Here is an 18,244-nt window from a genome sequence, read left to right as displayed (position 1 = left end):
GAGCACTGTTGGTCAACGTAAACATCGTTTACAATGTTTACATGAGCACTGTAACACCTCTTGGCCGGCCCATCTCGGTGCGGCTTCCTGAAGATCTGCGTGAGCGAGTCGAAGCGCTCGCCAAAGCAACTCGGCGCAGCCTAGGCGATGTTGTGCGCGAGGTATTGGAGCGAGAACTTTCGGAATTGGAATGGGAACAGCGCATCATTGCTCGTGCTGCGGATCTTCGATCGGGCCGTGTCCATTCTGTGCCGCTTACCGTGATCGAGCGCGAGCTTGGGCTAAAAGATGCCTTGGTTGATGCCAGCATTCTGGATGAGATCGAGTGAGCTGGGAGGTCGAGCTAGCGCCCGACGCGGCGAAGTGGTTTCGGAAAGCTGACCTCCAGAATGCCCGGCATATTCGCGCCGCGCTCCGAGCGATCACCACACTCGAAAACCCCCGTGACCGAGGCAAGGCCCTCACTGGAGGGCTGTCTGGCCTGTGGAGGTATCGCGTCGGCGATTATCGAATTGTCTGCGATCTACAAGATGCACGCCTGGTCATTTTGGTGATTGATGTTGATCATCGCAGCAGTATCTATGGATGAACACGGGATTCCCGATTTACGGGGCGCTCAGTAGCCAAAGTTGGGCTCAATCGGCGGGGATCGAAGCCGCTGCAGAGGCCCGACACTACCTTGTCTCGCTCAAGGTTCCCCTCTGGAACTGCCATGGCACGACTTTCCGGCTCCCACGTGCGCCTGAATCCACTGGCCGGTATCCGACCGGCTTGCGGGACAGTTTGGCATCATCTATACGGGACGCCCCTTCGGGACGGGGTTCCAAGCTGCTTGCCCGACTGCAACTTGGTCTATGGCCAGCGGATACGGCGTGGAACTACCTCGACACCATTTCGGATTTATGAGGAGTAGCGCCAGGCCTTGCTATCGTTCCAAAGACGCCGATTCCATGTCTGGCTCTACCGACCCGTGGGAACCGAATTGTCCCGGTCGGGCGACGGACCCGGTGCAGAATTGGGGAGTCGATCAATTTTCCGAAGCGCTCGAAAAATGCTGAGAACCACAAGAACTATTCCTGCCAGAATGATCACCCCGCCCAACAACATGAGCAAAGTGTAGAGATCCGCGTGATTTCGGTATTCCGGCCGGGACAAGCGCCCTCCAATCGGCCCATACAAAAACATGCCCATTGGAATCATGATCATGCCAATCAGGAATGCCGGCGCATTACGGGTAGTTCTCATGTTGTCCTTACCCCAAAGTCTATGAAACCAACAGAATACAGCCCCAGCACCGCATAGCGTTCCCCCTATGGACACGAGATGCCGACTTCCCGTACTCAGTAAGTTGCTCAGCTAATAGGGCATTCACCTGGGGCAATATCCTTGGATCTGGCCCATGGTGGCTAGCCAGAGCCTTTCAAGTAGGCGTTGTTGAGGCCCGTTCAGCTGGCGCTTGCCTTGCGCGGAAAAGGTACACGGCCGTTCCTGCCGCCACTCCCCTGTTCCCCCGACTGGTTGCCCATGGCTCAAGCAGGAAATCCAGCTGCTGCGTCGCCGTAGGGTTGCGAGCCTGATGGCCCTGAAAAAATGAGTGACCAGCCGGGCATATGCTGGGAAACATGAACAAGAGTGCGCTTCCCTTTGCCATCCCCGGTGGCGTCAGCATCGTCCTGGGCGGGGTTGTCTCAGCAGCCAGTGCGGGCGCACCGAGCTACCTTTCAGCCTGGGCCGTCGCTTACTTGGTGCTGGTGTGCGGGGTGGCCCAGCTGGTCCTGGGGATGGGCCAGGCCAGCCTGGCCTCCAAACAGCCCACAACTCCCCTGCTCACTGTCCAGTCCGTTGCCCTGAACCTTTCGAATGCTGCCGTTCTTCTGGGCACGCTGGTTGGCGTTCCCGTTCTGAGCTATGTGGGTGCTGCCCTACTCGTCTTCGCCCTGGGACTGTTCATCCGAGGAGTCCGGGGAGTGCAGGGTACACGGGTGCAGAACGCCTGGCTGCTGTGGGGATTCCGGATCGTGGTTTTCATTTTGCTGGTCAGTGCCCCGATCGGCCTGGTCATCTCGCATCTCCGCGCCGCTTAGGCGTTGCCAAGCGCCAATCCGTGAGGCGTTCAGGGCCACGGCCGCAAAGTTCATGATGAAGCCACCATTGTTGGTCGGCACCACGTCCAGCCATTCAGACCGCGTGTAGTTTCGCGCACCCCATTGTGCCACTCCAGCTCCGCCTTGGCCGCACTTTTGGCTCGGCAGACCCAGTGCCAGGCCGACTTCCTGGCCAGTGTACGGTGCCAGTCGGTCCGGGCGGGGATATGCTGCAGGCTGTTCACAGGGACTTTTAACCGTTGTGGAACACAGTGCCTGAGGCACTTGCGGGTCCGGAAACCCTTCGGCCGGAATCCGATGGTTTGCCGTGAATTCCCCGGCGCATCCCGGAAGATTCAAGCCCTGCGGTGAAAGACGCGCCAGCCCCGGCTGGCTGGGATGAAGGCCACGGCAGCCAATGCAAGGGGAAACCACAACGCTGCCGCCCCGCTCCACCCGATTCCCAGGCCTTCACCGGTCTCGAAGGCCATCACCTTGACAAAAAAGAAGTGCGACGTGAATTCACCCCCTGCTTGAACCACCACTGCCAGCATCCCCGCCGAGTATGTGAAAAGTAATACCCAGTAGATGGCAAGCATGATCATGGCCGCCATGAAGCCAGCGGACCACAGCGGGCGCAACTGGTCGGCACCCTCGGCATAGCTTGCCGCGACAACCCGCGGTTTTCCCAGCCCCGCCAGCACTTTGGGTAGCTCATAGTTGGCGGCATCGGCATCAATGCTGTCGCGCAGGTCGGCCAGAATCCTTCTGCGGTGGCGGCCGGGAATCACCCCGTCCAAGTGCAGGTCCACCTTAAAGACGTACCAATCCCTGCCCATCGCATGCCGCAGGCCCAACTTGCGGGTGCCCCCATTGTGGACAGTGGTCATGAGATTCCCCGTTCCGAATCCTGCGATTCTGATTTCCCTGGCTTGGGTTTGTTTGCCGGTGGGAGGCAGTTCAGTGCCAGACCCCGCTCGGCCACGGCTGCAATGCTGCGCCAGTTTCGCGCAGCTTCCTGGCGCGCGCACTCCCCCGACGGCGTCAGCGCATAGTATTTTCGGGCCGGGCCGGGCCCCGAACACTGGGTGCGGCTGCTCAGCAGCCCGTCCCGTTCAAAGCGGCTCAGCACCGGATAGACTGCGCCGGTGGCAAGATCCTCCAAGCCCAGCTCCCGCAGGCGCTCGACCAGCTCATAACCGTACGACTCCCGCTCACGCAGCAGTGCCAGGACCAGCATCGGCAGAATGCCCCTCAACAACTGTGAGTCGTGCGGCCGGGAAGTGCTTTTCATACCTACTATCATTCCACAACTAATAGCTGACGAATACTGGGTGGTGGCTCTTAGCTGTTTTCTGGCCAGATCCGTTGCCAAGATCGCCCGAAACATTCACGCATGCAGGCAGCAGGGCCGTCCGACTAGTCTCCCTAGGATGCGATTTCCACCGCCTAGGAGCGTGATCTTCGCCGCACTACCGCTCATGGACGGCAATTATCTGCTTGTTTTTGTCACCGTTCGTTGTGCTGCTGGCCGCATTGGCATTAACGGGATAGTGGGAATCAGGACGCCTCCATCATGACCAATGAACAGACCTGGCTTGCTGGACATCGAGCGCCAAAGTGACCAAAACAGCGCAACAGATCTCGGAGAGGCTCGCCTATTGCCGATGGGCATTGCGTTAAACTGTGGCTTCGCGCGGGATAGGCGATGGATTTCTAGCTGGGTCGCATCACCAAGGACCACCTGAATATCGTTTGGTTCGCATTGGCGCAGGATACATCCAAGCTCCATGCAGCCAGCTGGCCAAGGGATTCCGCGACGTGACAGCGGTGCCAGGGGACCAAAAAATCGGCATGCTGCGAACAGGCATGGACCAGGACATCGCACTTATCCGTCTGGGTGCAGAGGGGAGCCCCGATTTAGATCAAGCAGAAGCTGCCTGATTGGTACTCAGCATTGGATCGAAGGCAAAAAGATCTGGATGACATCACCCTCATCCCCGGCCCTGCTCAACACCTAGGAATATTGGCCCGGAGGCCGTTCCTCTCGCCGTCCTCACCAATGGGAAACTGATCTCCGGATCATTGTGCTCAGCGTTGCGATCCGTCTACCCAGATACGGGACGACATGTTGGCACCGGCCTCCAACTGCCATCACGTTCTGCGAATCGCCATCCTGACCCCAATCACGACAAGGAGGGTAACCGCTATTCCAATCAGCACTTGAAATACTGGAGGCGGTGTCAAGCCGTCTTCATCGGGGACACTGGCGAGAAGATTGACATCCAAGTCCATCGTTCACCCGAACAAATAGTCCTGACATTGACTGTAAGTCTGACTGTTTCACTGGAGGTTCCCCTCTGGACCTGTTACATGGCTGGTTCAGCTTGGACCCGGTATGCGGTGATGGCGGTAGTGGCCATCCAGGGACCACCCCACCAGCCGCGCCAACCTAGGGGTTCCGGCTCGGTTACTGCCAGTCCTGCGGCGGCCAGATCGTTGCGGTACTCGGTGACGCGGCGGATGTCGGCAATCAGGATGCTGCCTCCCGCAACGAGTACCCGGGCGGCTTCGGTGATGGCTTGACGGCGACCGTCTCGCGTGGGGATGTTGTGGATCGCCAGGCTGGCGGTGACGAACTGGAACGTACCATCCGGATACGGCAGATGCGTCATGTCACCGGTATCAAATTGCACTCGATCAGACACGCCATTGATCTCGGCGTTTCTAACTGCGGCAGCCGCAGTGTTCCCTGACTGATCCACCGAACGCCACAAGTCGGTCCCAGTAACAGTGATTTCAGGCCAGCGAAGGGCAATCATCACGGCCACCATGCCATGCCCACAGCCAAGGTCCAGAGCCTTGCCGCCTTCGGGAAGCTCGATCATGGCGAGCAGACGATCCCAGAGGACGAACTTGCCCCTAAGTGAGGTATGCCAGTAGATGGCCGCGGATGCGGCCATCAGCACCGTGATAATCCCGAGAACAACGACCGAGAGTGGACTCAGATTCCAGAACAAGACCCCGAGAACCGTCAGGACAGCATAGACGAGGGTGAAGCCTGCCAACATCCATGGCACCCATGGTGCATCGATGCCATAGCTACCGCGTGGTTTCGCAGATGACATGCCAACCTCCACTCCTCAAGCTCTACTAAAGATAACTCTAGGGAAGGTTTCATAGCTAGAAAATCCACGCGCCTGATGGTGCACTGGGTCAGCCGACGGCGACGAGCGTCGACCAGACAACGTCGATCATACAAAGCCATTCGTCAGTCTCAGGGTAGAAGACGTCTCCCGGAAAGTGACTCCCGGGCACCGCATCCTCGGGGAGGCGCTCCAAGTTGATGCTCCACTGAGGGTGGAGCGTGGCTTGTTCGAACCAATCCTCCGCAACAAAGTTTCCGGTTCTCGTAGGGAAAGCCTTGACCAATCGACTGGCGCACCGAGATCCGCCACTGAATCCCTGCAGACAATGTCGAACGTTTCACCCGAAGCCAAGTCGCTTACGAACTTCTCGGTTACTTGAATGACTCGGGCACCATCTCTCCCCCAGAGCAATGTGTCGATCGAGCATCCAGTGAGCAGTGCCGCGAGTGCTCCGGCGCAAAGTCCACAAACAGCTCTCCGAATCGATGCCATCCGTCAAACCTGCCGTCCCACCCCTTGCCTTGTGCCTCGGCAGCCGCGACCAGGACACTTGGTTACGACGGAGGACGGACCGGTCATGCCATCAGCAATCCTCAGAGAGAACTTGCTTCTGCGAGTCGTCGTGCACGATGAGCAAATACGAATTCAGTCCCGGGGCGAGCAGGAATCCACGAGCCGGCCTCCGACCGGCCTGTGGGACAGCCAGTTCATCACCGGCTAAGAGTGCACTTGTTCATCGACCACTTTCTGGAAATTGCGGATGGCCCTCGCGAGCTGATGCGGATCACGGAGCATTGGAAGGTGTCCGCCTGTGAGGCTACGAAAAAATGTTGGTTGAAGTTTTGCTGCATACCTTTTTTGGAGGGCTATCGGCAATTCGGCGTCGTCGTTGCTGGTGACGTAGCCACGGACGGGTGCAACGATTTCGGTGCTCAGGGCGCTGGTGAAGTAGGCACGAGTTTCCGGGGTGAAATCGTGTATCAGGCGATCCACCCTTATTTGATCAACACCGGCAGCGAGCGACTTGCGGATCGATGACTCAGGAGGCCGCGTACCTGCCAGTTTCAAGATCATCGGCAGCAGCAGTCGGGTCGGGAAAGGCATTGAGGACGCGAACGAGCGGCCAGCCGTGGGGATGACAGCAGTCACTCCGAGTACTCCATGGATGCGCTCCGGAGCCAACGTCGTAACTTCTGCCGCGATCACCCCACCGGCAGAGTGGGCAACAAGGGTTAGCGGACCCGCAGGAGCGGCCTCGAGGGCAGCCTCGGCGTAGCCACTCACATCTGCGTCTTTCCTCGCTGGTCGCGGGGCAATGACGGACGTCTCCGAGAGAGCCGCGCGTGTGGCATCCCAGATCCATTCAGGGAGGCCTGCTCCGGACAAAAATAGCAGTGAGGTTGCACTCATGGGCCTCACACTATCGGGAGAGGGCGACAACCCGGTGGCGGCACTTCTTGTTGCCGTGGCCGCGTCCTAGTAAAAGTTCCCCCTGCGGCAGCTGTTGGCGAGTACCTCGATGGTGCATTAGCCCACCCTTTCCATTTTCCCAGGCGTCCGGCGAAGGGAAGGTTCATGGCCGGCCACGCCCCCCGTGCTGGCGCCAAGCACCAGGTGGGTGTCCCCGCCTGCGGCCAGTTCGACGTCATGCGTCACCAGCACCACAGCGGAACCGGACAGCGCCAAGCGAAGGTCCGTCACCAACTCCTTGGCCTCATCCTCGCCAAGGTGGGCCGTGGGTTCATCCAAAAGTACGACGCCGGCACCCGCCACGAGCGTGCGGGCCACCGACACCCGGGTCCGCTGCCCGCCGGAGAGATGGTGCCCGCCGGGGCCCACCCGTGTGCCGAGGCCTGCAGGCAGCTGCGCCAGCCACGGACCCAGTCCCACGATGGTCAATGCCTCCTCCAACTCGGTGTCCGTGGGCGGGGTTGCTGCCGGCCGGGCCAAGGCCAGGTTGGAACGCAGCGTTGAATTGAACAGGTAGGCGTCCTGCGGGCACCAGGCGATGCCGGGCAGGGTTTCCGCCGTTGCCGGGTCTCCGTTGAGCAGATAACGCCCAGTTTCAGGCTTCAGGAAGCCCAGCAAAACAGCCAGCAGCGTGGACTTCCCCGACCCCGAGGGGCCATTCACGGTCCACCAGCTCCCGCGCTGTGTACCGCCACTAACGCCGGTGAAGACGGCTGCGGATGTGTTCGGGTAGCGGGCGGTGATGTCCACCACCTCCAGTTCCTGCACAGGCTCCACGGATGCGGAGTCATCGAGGTGGGCGGACTGTCCAACGACAGTCGAGGGAGCATCAAGCAGCGGCAGCGTCCTGCCCATCAAGGCCGACAGGGCAGGCAGTGCAGAGACGGCTTCCAGATACTGCCCGAGCGGTTCGGACAAGGCAAGCATGAGCAGCGCTGCAACTGCTGCGGCGCGGGGATCCACCCCTGCCGCTATGCCCACCACCGTGACGGCAACCGCTCCCAGCGCCGTCAGGAGAGAGACGCCACCCTGCCCCAGACCATCGGACCAGGCAAGGCGTCGCAGCGGCTTGGCCACAGTCGTGTCTTCTGCGGTGAACTTCGCGGCCTGGGCGGCACCGACGCCATTGGCTCCAAGTTGCTCGGCGGCAGCAAACAGGGTGGTCACCCGGCCAGCTAGCCAGACCCTGTGCACGGCAGCGGCCGCTGCGGCACGCCGCTGTGCGGCCAACACCACCAGCGGCATGACCACAAGGCCCAGCACGCCCACCAGCACGACGATCCAGGTGACTTCGGGAACCAGCATGGCCAATGCCGTCAGGACGGCTCCATAGGAGATGATGGCGGCCGGGATGGGCACCACGGCCCGCGGCACGGCATCGCGCAACTCGTCGACGTCGGCCACGAGCGTGCCCAGAGCGCCGCCCGAGCGGGTCAGCTTACCCCAGTGCAACACTGAAGAACCCAAGGAGTCCCACAGCTTCAACCGAAGTTCGGTGGCCCAGCGGAAAACGGCGTCGTGCGTGAGCAGGCGTTCACAGTACCGCAACACCGCACGGCCAATACCGAAGGCCCGCACACCCACAATCAAGGTCATGAGGTACATCATGGGAGGCTGCTGCGCCGCCCACACTATGAGCCAACCAGAAATCCCCGACAGGGCGGCAGCGCTGAGCATCGCCAGAGCCGAGACGAGTACGCCTGCCGCAAAACGCGGAGACCGCAGCGGAAGCGCCAACAAGTGACGCCAGTGCAGGCGTGGGCGCTGAGCTTCCTCCGGACGCTCCAGCTGTGCGACGGCTGGTACCGCAGCCTGCGGGTATTCAATCACGGTGCTCTGGACAGCGGCGAATGCAGCGGCACCAAGCATGGCCGCCAGCACTGTGTCGTGCGTGGCAGCCACCACTGCCACGCTTCCATTCAGGCCGGCCAGTGCCCGGCGCACGGCCGCGGCCGAGACCGGGTCAAGGTGGGCGGTGGGTTCATCAAACAGCGCCAACTCCACGCTGGGATCCACCGCGATGCGGGCCAGTGCCCGGGCCACGGCCACGCGCCGCAGTTCGCCGGGGCTGCAATCCACCACAGTGCGCTGCGCCAAGTGTGCTGCGTTGACCTGAGCCAAGGCAGTGGTGAGTGCGTCGGCGTCGATCTCGAGCTGCTGGGGTCCGGCCGCGTACAGCTGTATCTCCTCCAGCACGGTGTCCTCGGTAAAGGCAGGATGCTGGGAAACGTATACCAGGGAATCCGGGGAACGAACCAGGAGGCTGCCATCCACCACAGCAGCGTGGTCCCCGCCAGCAGGAAGCGTACCGGCAATCGCAGCCAAAATGCTCGACTTGCCCGTTCCGCTGGGGGTCGACAGCACAAGTGCTGTGCCGGGCATGAGCACTGCAGAGAATCCGTCCACGGCAGCTTCTCCGCGCCCTGGATAATGCACCGAAAGGTCATCAATCAACAGGACTTCCCCACTGGTCCCGGCTGGAGCCTCGGTGGAGGAGGACTCTCCTGCAGGGAATTCGTCGAGGATTTCATTGACGCGGCGCAGGGCTTCCACACCGTCTTCGCTCCCGTGGTGGGCTGCGCCGACGTCGCGCAGCGGCCTGAAGCACTCCGGGGCGAGCATGAGTGCCAGCAGTCCGGCTTCCAGCGGCATCTGACCATAAACCAACCTGACGCCAATGAACACGGCCACGACAGCCACTGAAATGGTGCTGATGAGTTCCAATGCCATGGAGGACAAGAAGGCCGTACGCAAAGTTGCCATGGTGGATTTGCGGTACGCCTCGCACACGTCGGACAAGGCCTTGCGCTGGGCCGACGCGCGGCGCAAACCCACCAGGACAGGCAGGCCGCGGGCTAGTTCGAGTAGATGGTTTGAAAGCCGGTCCAAACCGCGGGCGGCCCTTTCCACCCGCTCCTGGGTGTGGAAGCCGATTAGGATCATGAACACCGGAACCAGCGGTACCGTCAGGACCACGATGAGGGCGCTGACCCAGTCGGAAATAAGGATTTGCAGCCCAATCATCAACGGCAGCACGGCACAAGTCACGAGGGCTGGCAGATACGCACTGAAGTAGTTGTCAAGGCCGTCGAGGCCACGGCTGGCGAGCATACCCTCGGCCCCCACACCGCCACCGCTTGCAGTTGTCCTCCCCCTCGCACTGTTGCGCCCGGCGAGTCGGTGCGCCACCAATTTGCCGCGCAGTTCCTCCTTGGCGCCGAGCGCTGCGCGCCTGGCCAAAATGGCCTGGCCCCACACCGCAGCACCCAGCAACACCGACCCGGCACTCCCCTGAACCAGCAATTTGGCAGGGTCAAGGGCTGCACCTGACGCCCACTGTCCCAGGGCGTGGGCCAGTGCGCCCATCAACAGGACCAAGGCCACAGCCTTGACGGCGGCCAATCCGGCCAGTGCGGCCAGTGCCACTCGTGTCGACTTGCCAGCAGGGAGTGCGGGGCGGGGGCTCATGCTAGGCCTTGACTCCTTCACTCACGAGAGGTTTCTCCACGTCCGACGCGAGTGCGATAGCCGGGGCAAAATCCACCGGTTCAGGCAGGTGTGCAACTGAGATGCGCTTGCGGAAGATCCAATATGTCCATGCCTGGTAGGCAAGGACCAGCGGAACACCAATGGCCGCCACGATTGACATCAGACCCAGCGTGTAGTTCGAGGAGGAAGCATTCTCCACGGTCAGGTTCCACAATGGATCCAGTGTTGAGGGCAGCACTACCGGGTAGACGGCGCTGAAGATCGCGGCGCTGCCAGCCAAAAGGAACACACCCATGCCCAAGAAGCTGAAGCCCTCCCGATCGGCACGGTTCGCCAGCCACGCAGCCACGGCAGCGGCCACGGCGCCGGCAATGAGAATCCAACTGAACCATTTGCCGTGTTGCACGGCAACGGTGATGACCCACAGTGCCAGCGGCAGCAGTCCCACAGGCATCCAGCGCCGGACAAGGCGGCGGGCACGGTGGCGGACGTCGCCGTCGGTCTTCAGGGCCACAAACGCCGCTGCGTGGATCAGTGCGAACCCGACCACGGCCAGACCGCCCAGCACCGCATACCACGTGAACCACGCAAAGGGTCCCCCTACCCTGTCGCCGTTGGCATTGAGCGGCAGGCCGGTGGTGGTCAATGCGAGCATGGCCCCGATGCCGAAGGCAGCCACAAACGACCCCAGTGCAATGGCCCAATCCCACGTCTTGCGCCACGCATCGGAATGCACCTTGCCACGGTATTCAAAGGCCACTGCGCGGAAGATGAGCGCCAAAAGTACAAAGACGAGCGGGATGTACAGGGCGGAAAACAACGACGCGTACCAGAACGGAAAGGCAGCAAACGTTGCGCCGCCCGCGGTCAACAGCCACACTTCGTTCCCGTCCCACACGGGGCCGACGGTGTTGAGCAGGAGGCGGCGTTCCTTTTCATCGCGGGCGAAGGTTTTCATGAGCATGCCCACGCCCAGGTCAAACCCTTCCAGGAAGAGATAGCCGATCCACAGCACGGCAATCAGAATGAACCATAAAGTAGGCAGAAAATCCATCATTTGTCCTTTATTTCCAGCAGATTGTCAGTACGCAAACGCAAGCACATCGTCGTCTGGCCCCCCGCCCGGGGCGCTGCCGCCGTCGTTCTTCCCGCCGGAATCCTGACGGGTCGAATCGAGCTCAGGCATGGCGGAGACCACGCCGCCGCGGATGTACTTCGTCAACAGGACAACCTCCACCACCAACAACACGGCATAGACCGAGGTCAGGGACACCAGGGAGAAGATCATCTCCCCTGCCGAAACTCCGGGGGAAACAGCTGCCGCGGTGAACATGAAGACCTGGTCCACACCGCTCATGGACGGGTTCGGGGCCACGACGAAGGGCTGGCGGCCCATCTCGGTGAAGATCCACCCGGCAGCATTGGCACCGAAGGGGGCAAGAATGCCAATGAGCGCAAGCCTCATCAGGGGTTTGGAACGCGGCACCGTGCCCTTGCGTGTCACCCATAGGGCAACCGCTGCAGCCGCGGCAGCCAGTCCGCCAAAGCCGATCATCATGCGGAAGCCCCAATACGTGACGGGCATGATCGGAACGTAGTTGATTTCCTGGCCTGCGCGATCACCATAGATCGGGTTGTCGGGCAGGTGAGTGCCAAATTTGGCTTGGTACTCGGGGACCAGGGTGTTTACGCCCTTGATCTCGGTGGTGAAGTCGTTGTGCGCCAGGAAGGAGAGCAGACCGGGCAGTTCCATGACCGCCACCACATCTGAACAATCGCGGCTGCCGACGTCGCCGATGGATAGGACGGAAAAACTCGTCCCGTCGTGACAGGCTGCCTCAGCGGCCGCCATCTTCATGGGCTGCTGCTCAAACATCAGCTTGCCGGACAAGTCGCCGGACACAGCGGATCCGGAGAAGGCGATCATGGCCACCACTGCGCCGATGCGCAGGGATTTGATCCACACTGCGTGATCTTTCTTGTCACGGCCGGCAATGGTGGCGGATTCGCCCACCACAACACGCCCAGTGGCATCCACAGTGTCAATCCCGTCCTTGCGGCGGCGCCACAACTGGTACCAGGAAATGCCCAGCAGGAAGCCGCCGGCAACTGCCAGGGCACCTGTGATGGTATGGAAGAACGCCACGATCGCAGTGTTGTTGGTGAAGACGGCCCAAGCATCCACCATTTGCGGATAGCCGTCGATCATCTCCACGCCCACCGGATGCTGCATCCAGGAGTTGGCTACAAGAATGAAGTATGCGGAGACGATCGAACCCGCCACGGCGATCCACAAGCAGGCGAGGTGGATCCGTGGCGGCAATTTCTTCCAACCGAAGATCCACAAGCCCAGGAACGTGGATTCCACGAAGAACGCCAACAACGCCTCCATGGCCAGCGGGGCACCAAAGACATCACCCACAAAGCGGCTGTACTGGCTCCACGCCATGCCGAACTGGAACTCCTGAACGATGCCCGTGGCCACACCCATGATGAAGTTGATGAGGAACAGCTTGCCCCAGAACTTGGTCATGCGCAGGTACTCTTCCTTACCTGTCTGGAGCCAACGCGTCTGCAAGATGGCTACAAGGGTGCCAAGTCCGATCGTCAGCGGCACCATCAAGAAGTGGTACACGGTCACGATCCCGAATTGCCACCTGGCAATCTCCAGAGCTTCCACTACTTATCCCTCGTTCATGTAAATGTATGGGCCGTTGAGTTACACCGTGCAAACGTTTTTCTACACTTCGTAGAACTTCCATTTCTACCCTGTGTAGAAGTTTGTTGTCAAAAGCTGTACATTTAACACAGGTGGCGTGTGTGACCCGTCACCGCTGAAAGCTCAGACACAAAATTAAGGATGTAGATGGCAACGCTTGGAGATCTCGAGAGGGCGGTCATGGACTTGCTGTGGGAACATCAGGAAGCCATTACTGCCAACACATTGCGCGACCTGCTTTCTCAGCGCCCCTCAGGCACCAACTCAGCTGAAGCCCGCCCACTCGCCGTCACAACCGTCCTGACGGTATTGTCCCGGCTGGAGAAGAAGGGCCTCGTTGAGCGCGAACGCTCCACTCGCCCGCACCGCTACTGCGCCGTGACAAGTAGGGAAGACCACACGGCGGAACTCATGCTTGAAGTGCTGGGCTCGGCTCCCGACCGCGAAGCAGTTTTGGCGCGGTTCATTGGAACTGTCAGCTCCGGTGAAGCAGAGACGTTGCGGAAGCTACTGGGACGCTAACAACCTCGGCCGCCAACGTCAAAGCCAGAGCCTGGGCTTCCCTTGTCAATGCACGGCTGCCCAGACACGGTAAGTTGTAGAACATGTTTTGGACCTCTTGGTTCCTTGCCGCCTTGGCACTCGTCTTGGCTTGGCCGGTCCCCGTATTTCTTGCCCGTGCAGCTTGGCCTGCACGGGCCCCTTCCGCTGCCATGGTGCTGTGGCAGTCCATAGCGCTGGCCGGTGGCCTCTCCATGATTGGAGCTATGCTCTGTTATGGCTTGGTGCCGTTGGGTGACAACCTTGGCCAAGGCCTCCACGCGTTGATGCAAATTGTTGTTGGCCGGGCATCCCTTGACACGCTGGGTCTTATCCACGCCTTCGCCCTCAGTGCTGCCGCACTGCTCTCGGCTCACCTGATCTTCACTCTATGGCTGACGTTTTTTAGGATCGAACGTCAACGCCGACGCCACCGCGACCTACTCAACATCCTCAGCTCCCCCTCCGATGACAGGCCCGGCACACTGGTCATCAACCATCAGGTACCCGTGGCCTATTGCCTGCCTGGCGGCTCACGCTCCGTCACAGTCCTCTCCGACGGGCTGCTGGACTTACTGAGCCCAGAGGAATTGCGTGCGGTATTGATACACGAACAAACCCATCTGACACAGCGCCATCATCTGCTGTTGTGGGCATTTTCGGCGTGGCGTTCGGCCTTGCCGTGGTTGCCGACGTCAAAGTTGGCCCAGCAGGCTGTGTCCTCGCTGATTGAAATCATGGCGGATGAAGTCGCCCTGCGTTCTGTGAGCAAGTCCACCCTTGTCACGGCCATCGCCTTGGTGGCCAGTGGGTCCGCGCAGTTACCGGCAGATACCCTCATTGGCGACAATGCACAGAAGATCGACACCCCGGCAACCACCTCCGCCAGGTTGAGCAGATTACTGGCCCCCACACCCGCCTTGGCGGCAGGCGCACAGCTTCTTATTGTTGCCGGGGCGTTGCTGCTCCTGGCCGTCCCGACGGCATTGCTGCTCGTGCCCGGCATTCTGCCCTGAGTTCAGGCAGACCCGAACCAGGGCAGGACCGGGGCAGGAGCGGCGGAAGTGCACGTGGGTACAGGCACCGGAAAACGACACCATGCCCCGCCCCGGTTGTGAGCAGCAGGTTCTCCCGCCGACGGTCCGTTGGTACCGTCATCCCATGAGAGTCGTGGTGGTGGGTGCCGGGATCGGTGGGCTTGCGTGCGCCCAAGGCCTGGTACAGCGTGGACTTGACGTCCAGGTAGCGGAGCGGGACGCTGGCCTTGCCATGACGGGCGGTTACAAATTGCACCTTGGGGTCCCGGCAGCTCTTCGGGGCCGGCGACTACCGCAGGCACGAGGGTCATCCCCAGGGCTGGAGGGTTGAGGGCGAAACCGTTGTCGTCGAACTTGACAACGGCACCGAGGTTGAGGCGGACGTGCTCGTGATCGCTGACGGTGCGGGCTCAAAACTGGCGGAGCAGTTGGCAGGTCGCCCAACGTCATTCCAGTGCGGATTAACCGGGGTTGCCGGACGCACCCTGTGGAGCAGTCTCCCGGACAGCACGACTGCTCTTCCAGGCGGGGAGCCTTTGCTCGCGATCGGTCCTGGCGGTACCGGCCTCTTCTCGGCGGCGCACGATCCCGCCGGACGTGCTGCAATCTACACAACACATCCACTTGCCAGTGCTGCGGCCCGGTGGCAATCTGGGGGCTGATCGCCGTAGAGCAGGCACTGCCACCTGATCCTGAACGGCTCACCCACGCCGCACTGGTGGACGCCTGTAGGTGATGCTGTCCATGCCATGCCGCCCACGGGAGGAAAGGGTGCAGCCACCGCAACCATTGACGCAGACGTCCTGACTGAGCGGCCTCACACAACTGAGTGCGGGGAAGCCACCCTGGTGGTGGCCGTTCATGACTACGAAAACGACCTACGCACTCGAGCGGCTCCTGTGTTCGCCGTCGGAACGGCCGCGGCACGCACGGCAGCACTCAAACGGCGCCGATAACGTGCCCTCCACCGTTGGATGGCGTAGCTCCCAGTACCTGGGTCAGGCGTCGATGCGGTCCTGGTCCAGTAGGTCACTGCCAGCCACAATGAATTCCTTGCGCGGAGCCACCTCTGATCCCATCAGCAACTCAAACGTGTGCTCGGCACGGTCGGCATCCGCGGTGGTGACGCGGCGCAGCATCCGGTGGCGCGGGTCCATCGTGGTTTCGGCCAACTGGTCGGCATCCATCTCCCCCAGACCCTTATAGCGCTGAATCGGTTTTTTATACTGCTTCTTTGACTTCTCCAGCTTCGCCAGCAGCGCATGCAACTCATTCTCCGAATACGTGTACACCATCTCATTCGGCTTGGAGCCGGCATTGATGACCTCTACTCGATGGAGCGGCGGAACGGCTGCATAGACGTTGCCTGCGTCAATCATGGGCCGCATGTAGCGGAAGAACAACGTCAGTAGCAGCGTGCGGATGTGGGCACCGTCCACGTCGGCGTCGGTCATGAGGATCACCTTGCCGTACCTAGCCGACTCGAGATCGAAGCTGCGCCCCGACCCGGCACCCACCACCTGGATGAGAGCAGCACACTCCGCATTGGCCAACATGTCTCCCACTGATGCCTTTTGCACGTTGAGGATCTTGCCACGGATCGGAAGCAGGGCTTGGAAGTCGGAGGAGCGGGCGCGCCGGGCTGTGCCCAAGGCGCTGTCACCTTCGACGATAAACAGTTCCGTCTCTGCAATGTCGTTGCTGCGACAATCAGCCAGCTTCGTGGGCAGTGATGACGATTCCAGCGCCGTCTTGCGGCGCTGGGTTTCCTTGTGTACCCGCGCTGAAATACGCGACTTCATTTCCGAGACGACCTTTTCCAGCAAGGTGGCAGCCTGGATCTTGTCCCCGCGCGCAGTGGATTCCAACTTGGCCTTGAGTTCCTTCTCCACGACCTTCGCCACGATGTTCTTCACAGCTGGGGTACCAAGAATTTCCTTTGTCTGACCCTCGAATTGCGGCTCGGCCAGACGAACCGTCAGCACAGCCGTCAGCCCGGCCATGACGTCGTCCTTCTCGATCTTGTCATTGCCGGCTTTGAGCTTGCGGGCGTTGGCTTCAATAACCTTACGGAACGTTTTCAGCAGGGCCTGCTCGAACCCTTCCTGATGCCGGCCACCCTTGGGTGTGGCAATGATGTTGACGAAGCTGCGCATGGTCGTGTCGTAGCCGATCCCCCAACGCAACGCGATGTCCACTTCACAGTCACGTTCCACTGCCGTGCTTTCCAAGTGGCCCTGCCCGTTCAGGACGGGAACTGTCTCGGTGAAGGTGCCATGGCCCTGGAGCCGCCAAATGTCTGTGACTGCACCGCCGACGGAAAGAAAGTCCACAAATTCGGAGATGCCGCCGTCGTGGTGGAACAGTTGCTCATGAGTGGCGAATTCACCGGGGGTTCCAGCCAGGCGCCGCTCATCCACGACCTTGATTTTGAGCCCGGGGACAAGGAACGATGTTTGGCGCGCACGGGAAACTAGTTCGTCATAGGAGAACTTTGCGTCCTTGGTAAAGATTTGCGGATCAGCCCAGTATCGAATGCGGGTGCCCGTCACCCCACGCTTGGTGCTGCCGACAACGTCAAGGCTGGATGCCTCGGTGAAGGGTGCGAACTCAACTGTTGGGCTCAGGGTCCGCCCGACATCCTTGAAATGGCCGGGCTCACCGCGGCGAAAGCTCATCTGGTATGTTTTGCCTCCGCGGTCCACTTGGGCATCCATGCGTGCGGACAGGGCGTTGACAACACTGGCACCCACGCCGTGCAGACCTCCGGAGGCCGCGTAGGAGCCGCCACCGAATTTGCCGCCGGCGTGAAGCTTCGTCAGCACCACTTCCACACCGGACAGCCCGGTTTTGGGTTCCACGTCCACGGGGATGCCACGGCCGTCATCGTGCACCTCGACGGAGCCGTCTTTGTGCAAGATGACGGAGATGTTTTGTCCGTACCCGGCCAGGGCCTCGTCCACGGAGTTGTCAATGATCTCCCACAGGCAGTGCATCAGCCCCCGGGAGTCAGTGGAGCCAATGTACATGCCGGGCCGCTTGCGGACGGCCTCCAGACCCTCCAGCACGGAGAGGTGGCGGGCACTGTAATCGGAACTCTGGCGTGCCACGTGGACGTACTCCTTCAAGAAAGTTATTGGCCGGTTACTACCAAGGTTAATGGTTGTGGCGACTTTTTTCGGACAGGCTCCGCGCTCTTGTCCCCCCACGTGGCGGATACGCGGTTAGCGAAAGTCGGCCCCGTCATGGAAGTAAGTGGGACCAATGGTGGTTGTATAAAGTACAAGAGAACTTATGAAGGAGGCCATCATGACCACCACGACCGTTACCAGCCCCCAGCTGACTACCCTTGATCGCTGCGACCGCTGCGGCGCCCAAGCCTATGTCCGTGTGGTTTTGGAATCCTCCGGAGGAGAACTGCTTTTCTGTGGCCACCATGCTCGCGCAGTGGAATCCACTCTGAAGCCGCTGGCCTCCGAATGGTACGACGAGACAAGCCGTTTGCATGACAAGGATCCGCTGCCCGTCGACTAATGCCTCCAGCCGACACAAACAGCTGCAAGTGAAGGGCCCTGGAAATCCAGGGCCCTTCACTTGTTTAAAACTGGCCACGGCTCAGGACCCAACGCATTGGGGCCCCTGCGCCCGAGGGACCCAATCAATGACTCGCTAGCGAGTCATTGATTGGGAGGGCGTAGGGACTAGTCCAGGTAGTCCCGCAGCACCTGTGATCGCGAAGGATGGCGCAGCTTGGAC

General features: G+C 60.8%; 15 protein-coding genes. 7 read left to right on the top strand and 8 right to left on the bottom strand.

What is annotated here, in order from left to right; translation table 11 throughout:
* From Q4P21_RS12965 to Q4P21_RS12955, 3 genes are all read left to right on the top strand, one after another.
* A partial coding sequence (locus tag Q4P21_RS12965) for a ribbon-helix-helix domain-containing protein (RefSeq protein ID WP_303389175.1) occupies positions 1-329 on the top strand: 329 nt, incomplete at its 5' end.
* Entirely contained in the window at positions 326-589 is a 264-nt protein-coding gene (locus Q4P21_RS12960) for a type II toxin-antitoxin system RelE/ParE family toxin (RefSeq protein WP_303389174.1), read from the top strand. The genes Q4P21_RS12965 and Q4P21_RS12960, both read left to right, overlap by 4 nt.
* Before the next feature lie 1,033 nt (positions 590-1,622).
* On the top strand, positions 1,623-2,084 hold the full coding sequence (locus tag Q4P21_RS12955) for a hypothetical protein (RefSeq protein ID WP_303389173.1): 462 nt from the start codon (positions 1,623-1,625) through the stop codon (positions 2,082-2,084).
* 356 nt (positions 2,085-2,440) lie between these two features.
* Here the strand turns inward: Q4P21_RS12955 and Q4P21_RS12950 are convergent, their stop codons facing one another.
* From Q4P21_RS12950 to Q4P21_RS12920, 7 genes are all read right to left on the bottom strand, one after another.
* Positions 2,441-2,974 (bottom strand): hypothetical protein, encoded by a 534-nt coding sequence (locus Q4P21_RS12950; protein ID WP_303389172.1) that lies wholly within the window; start codon positions 2,972-2,974, stop codon positions 2,441-2,443.
* Positions 2,971-3,378: a PadR family transcriptional regulator gene (locus Q4P21_RS12945; protein WP_303389171.1), complete on the bottom strand. Its 408-nt coding sequence runs from the start codon at positions 3,376-3,378 to the stop codon at positions 2,971-2,973. The genes Q4P21_RS12950 and Q4P21_RS12945 overlap by 4 nt, the downstream gene beginning before the upstream one ends.
* Before the next feature lie 1,075 nt (positions 3,379-4,453).
* Positions 4,454-5,212, bottom strand: a complete 759-nt coding sequence (locus tag Q4P21_RS12940; protein WP_303389170.1) for a class I SAM-dependent methyltransferase — start codon at positions 5,210-5,212, stop codon at positions 4,454-4,456.
* A gap of 738 nt (positions 5,213-5,950) precedes the next feature.
* A complete protein-coding gene (locus Q4P21_RS12935; protein ID WP_303389169.1) occupies positions 5,951-6,643 on the bottom strand; it encodes an alpha/beta fold hydrolase in 693 nt (230 codons plus the stop codon).
* 117 nt (positions 6,644-6,760) lie between these two features.
* Positions 6,761-10,171, bottom strand: coding sequence for a thiol reductant ABC exporter subunit CydC (gene cydC, locus Q4P21_RS12930; protein ID WP_303389168.1), 3,411 nt, complete (start codon positions 10,169-10,171; stop codon positions 6,761-6,763).
* A 1-nt stretch (position 10,172) separates the two neighbouring features.
* On the bottom strand, positions 10,173-11,246 hold the full coding sequence (cydB, locus tag Q4P21_RS12925) for a cytochrome d ubiquinol oxidase subunit II (RefSeq protein WP_303389176.1): 1,074 nt from the start codon (positions 11,244-11,246) through the stop codon (positions 10,173-10,175).
* Positions 11,247-11,273: 27 nt separating this feature from the next.
* Positions 11,274-12,872: a cytochrome ubiquinol oxidase subunit I gene (locus Q4P21_RS12920; protein ID WP_303389167.1), complete on the bottom strand. Its 1,599-nt coding sequence runs from the start codon at positions 12,870-12,872 to the stop codon at positions 11,274-11,276.
* Between the two features lie 186 nt (positions 12,873-13,058).
* Between Q4P21_RS12920 and Q4P21_RS12915 the strand changes: the two genes are divergently transcribed.
* From Q4P21_RS12915 to Q4P21_RS12905, 3 genes are all read left to right on the top strand, one after another.
* Positions 13,059-13,433 carry a BlaI/MecI/CopY family transcriptional regulator gene (locus Q4P21_RS12915; RefSeq protein WP_303389166.1) on the top strand — a complete coding sequence of 125 codons (375 nt, stop codon included), beginning with the start codon at positions 13,059-13,061 and terminating at the stop codon, positions 13,431-13,433.
* An 83-nt stretch (positions 13,434-13,516) separates the two neighbouring features.
* Positions 13,517-14,467: a M56 family metallopeptidase gene (locus Q4P21_RS12910; protein WP_303389165.1), complete on the top strand. Its 951-nt coding sequence runs from the start codon at positions 13,517-13,519 to the stop codon at positions 14,465-14,467.
* 82 nt (positions 14,468-14,549) lie between these two features.
* On the top strand, positions 14,550-14,819 hold the full coding sequence (locus Q4P21_RS12905; RefSeq protein WP_369598900.1) for an NAD(P)-binding protein: 270 nt from the start codon (positions 14,550-14,552) through the stop codon (positions 14,817-14,819).
* 667 nt (positions 14,820-15,486) lie between these two features.
* Here the strand turns inward: Q4P21_RS12905 and Q4P21_RS12900 are convergent.
* Entirely contained in the window at positions 15,487-17,598 is a 2,112-nt protein-coding gene (locus Q4P21_RS12900; protein ID WP_303389163.1) for a type IIA DNA topoisomerase subunit B, read from the bottom strand.
* A 199-nt stretch (positions 17,599-17,797) separates the two neighbouring features.
* Here Q4P21_RS12900 and Q4P21_RS12895 point away from each other — a divergent pair, with 199 nt between their 5' ends.
* Positions 17,798-18,022 carry a hypothetical protein gene (locus Q4P21_RS12895; RefSeq protein WP_303389162.1) on the top strand — a complete coding sequence of 75 codons (225 nt, stop codon included), beginning with the start codon at positions 17,798-17,800 and terminating at the stop codon, positions 18,020-18,022.
* Positions 18,023-18,244: the final 222 nt, after the last annotated feature.

It is taken from the genome of Arthrobacter sp., from assembly GCF_030540645.1.
GTDB lineage: Bacteria > Actinomycetota > Actinomycetes > Actinomycetales > Micrococcaceae > Specibacter.
This window is presented reverse-complemented; position numbering and strand designations above follow the sequence as displayed.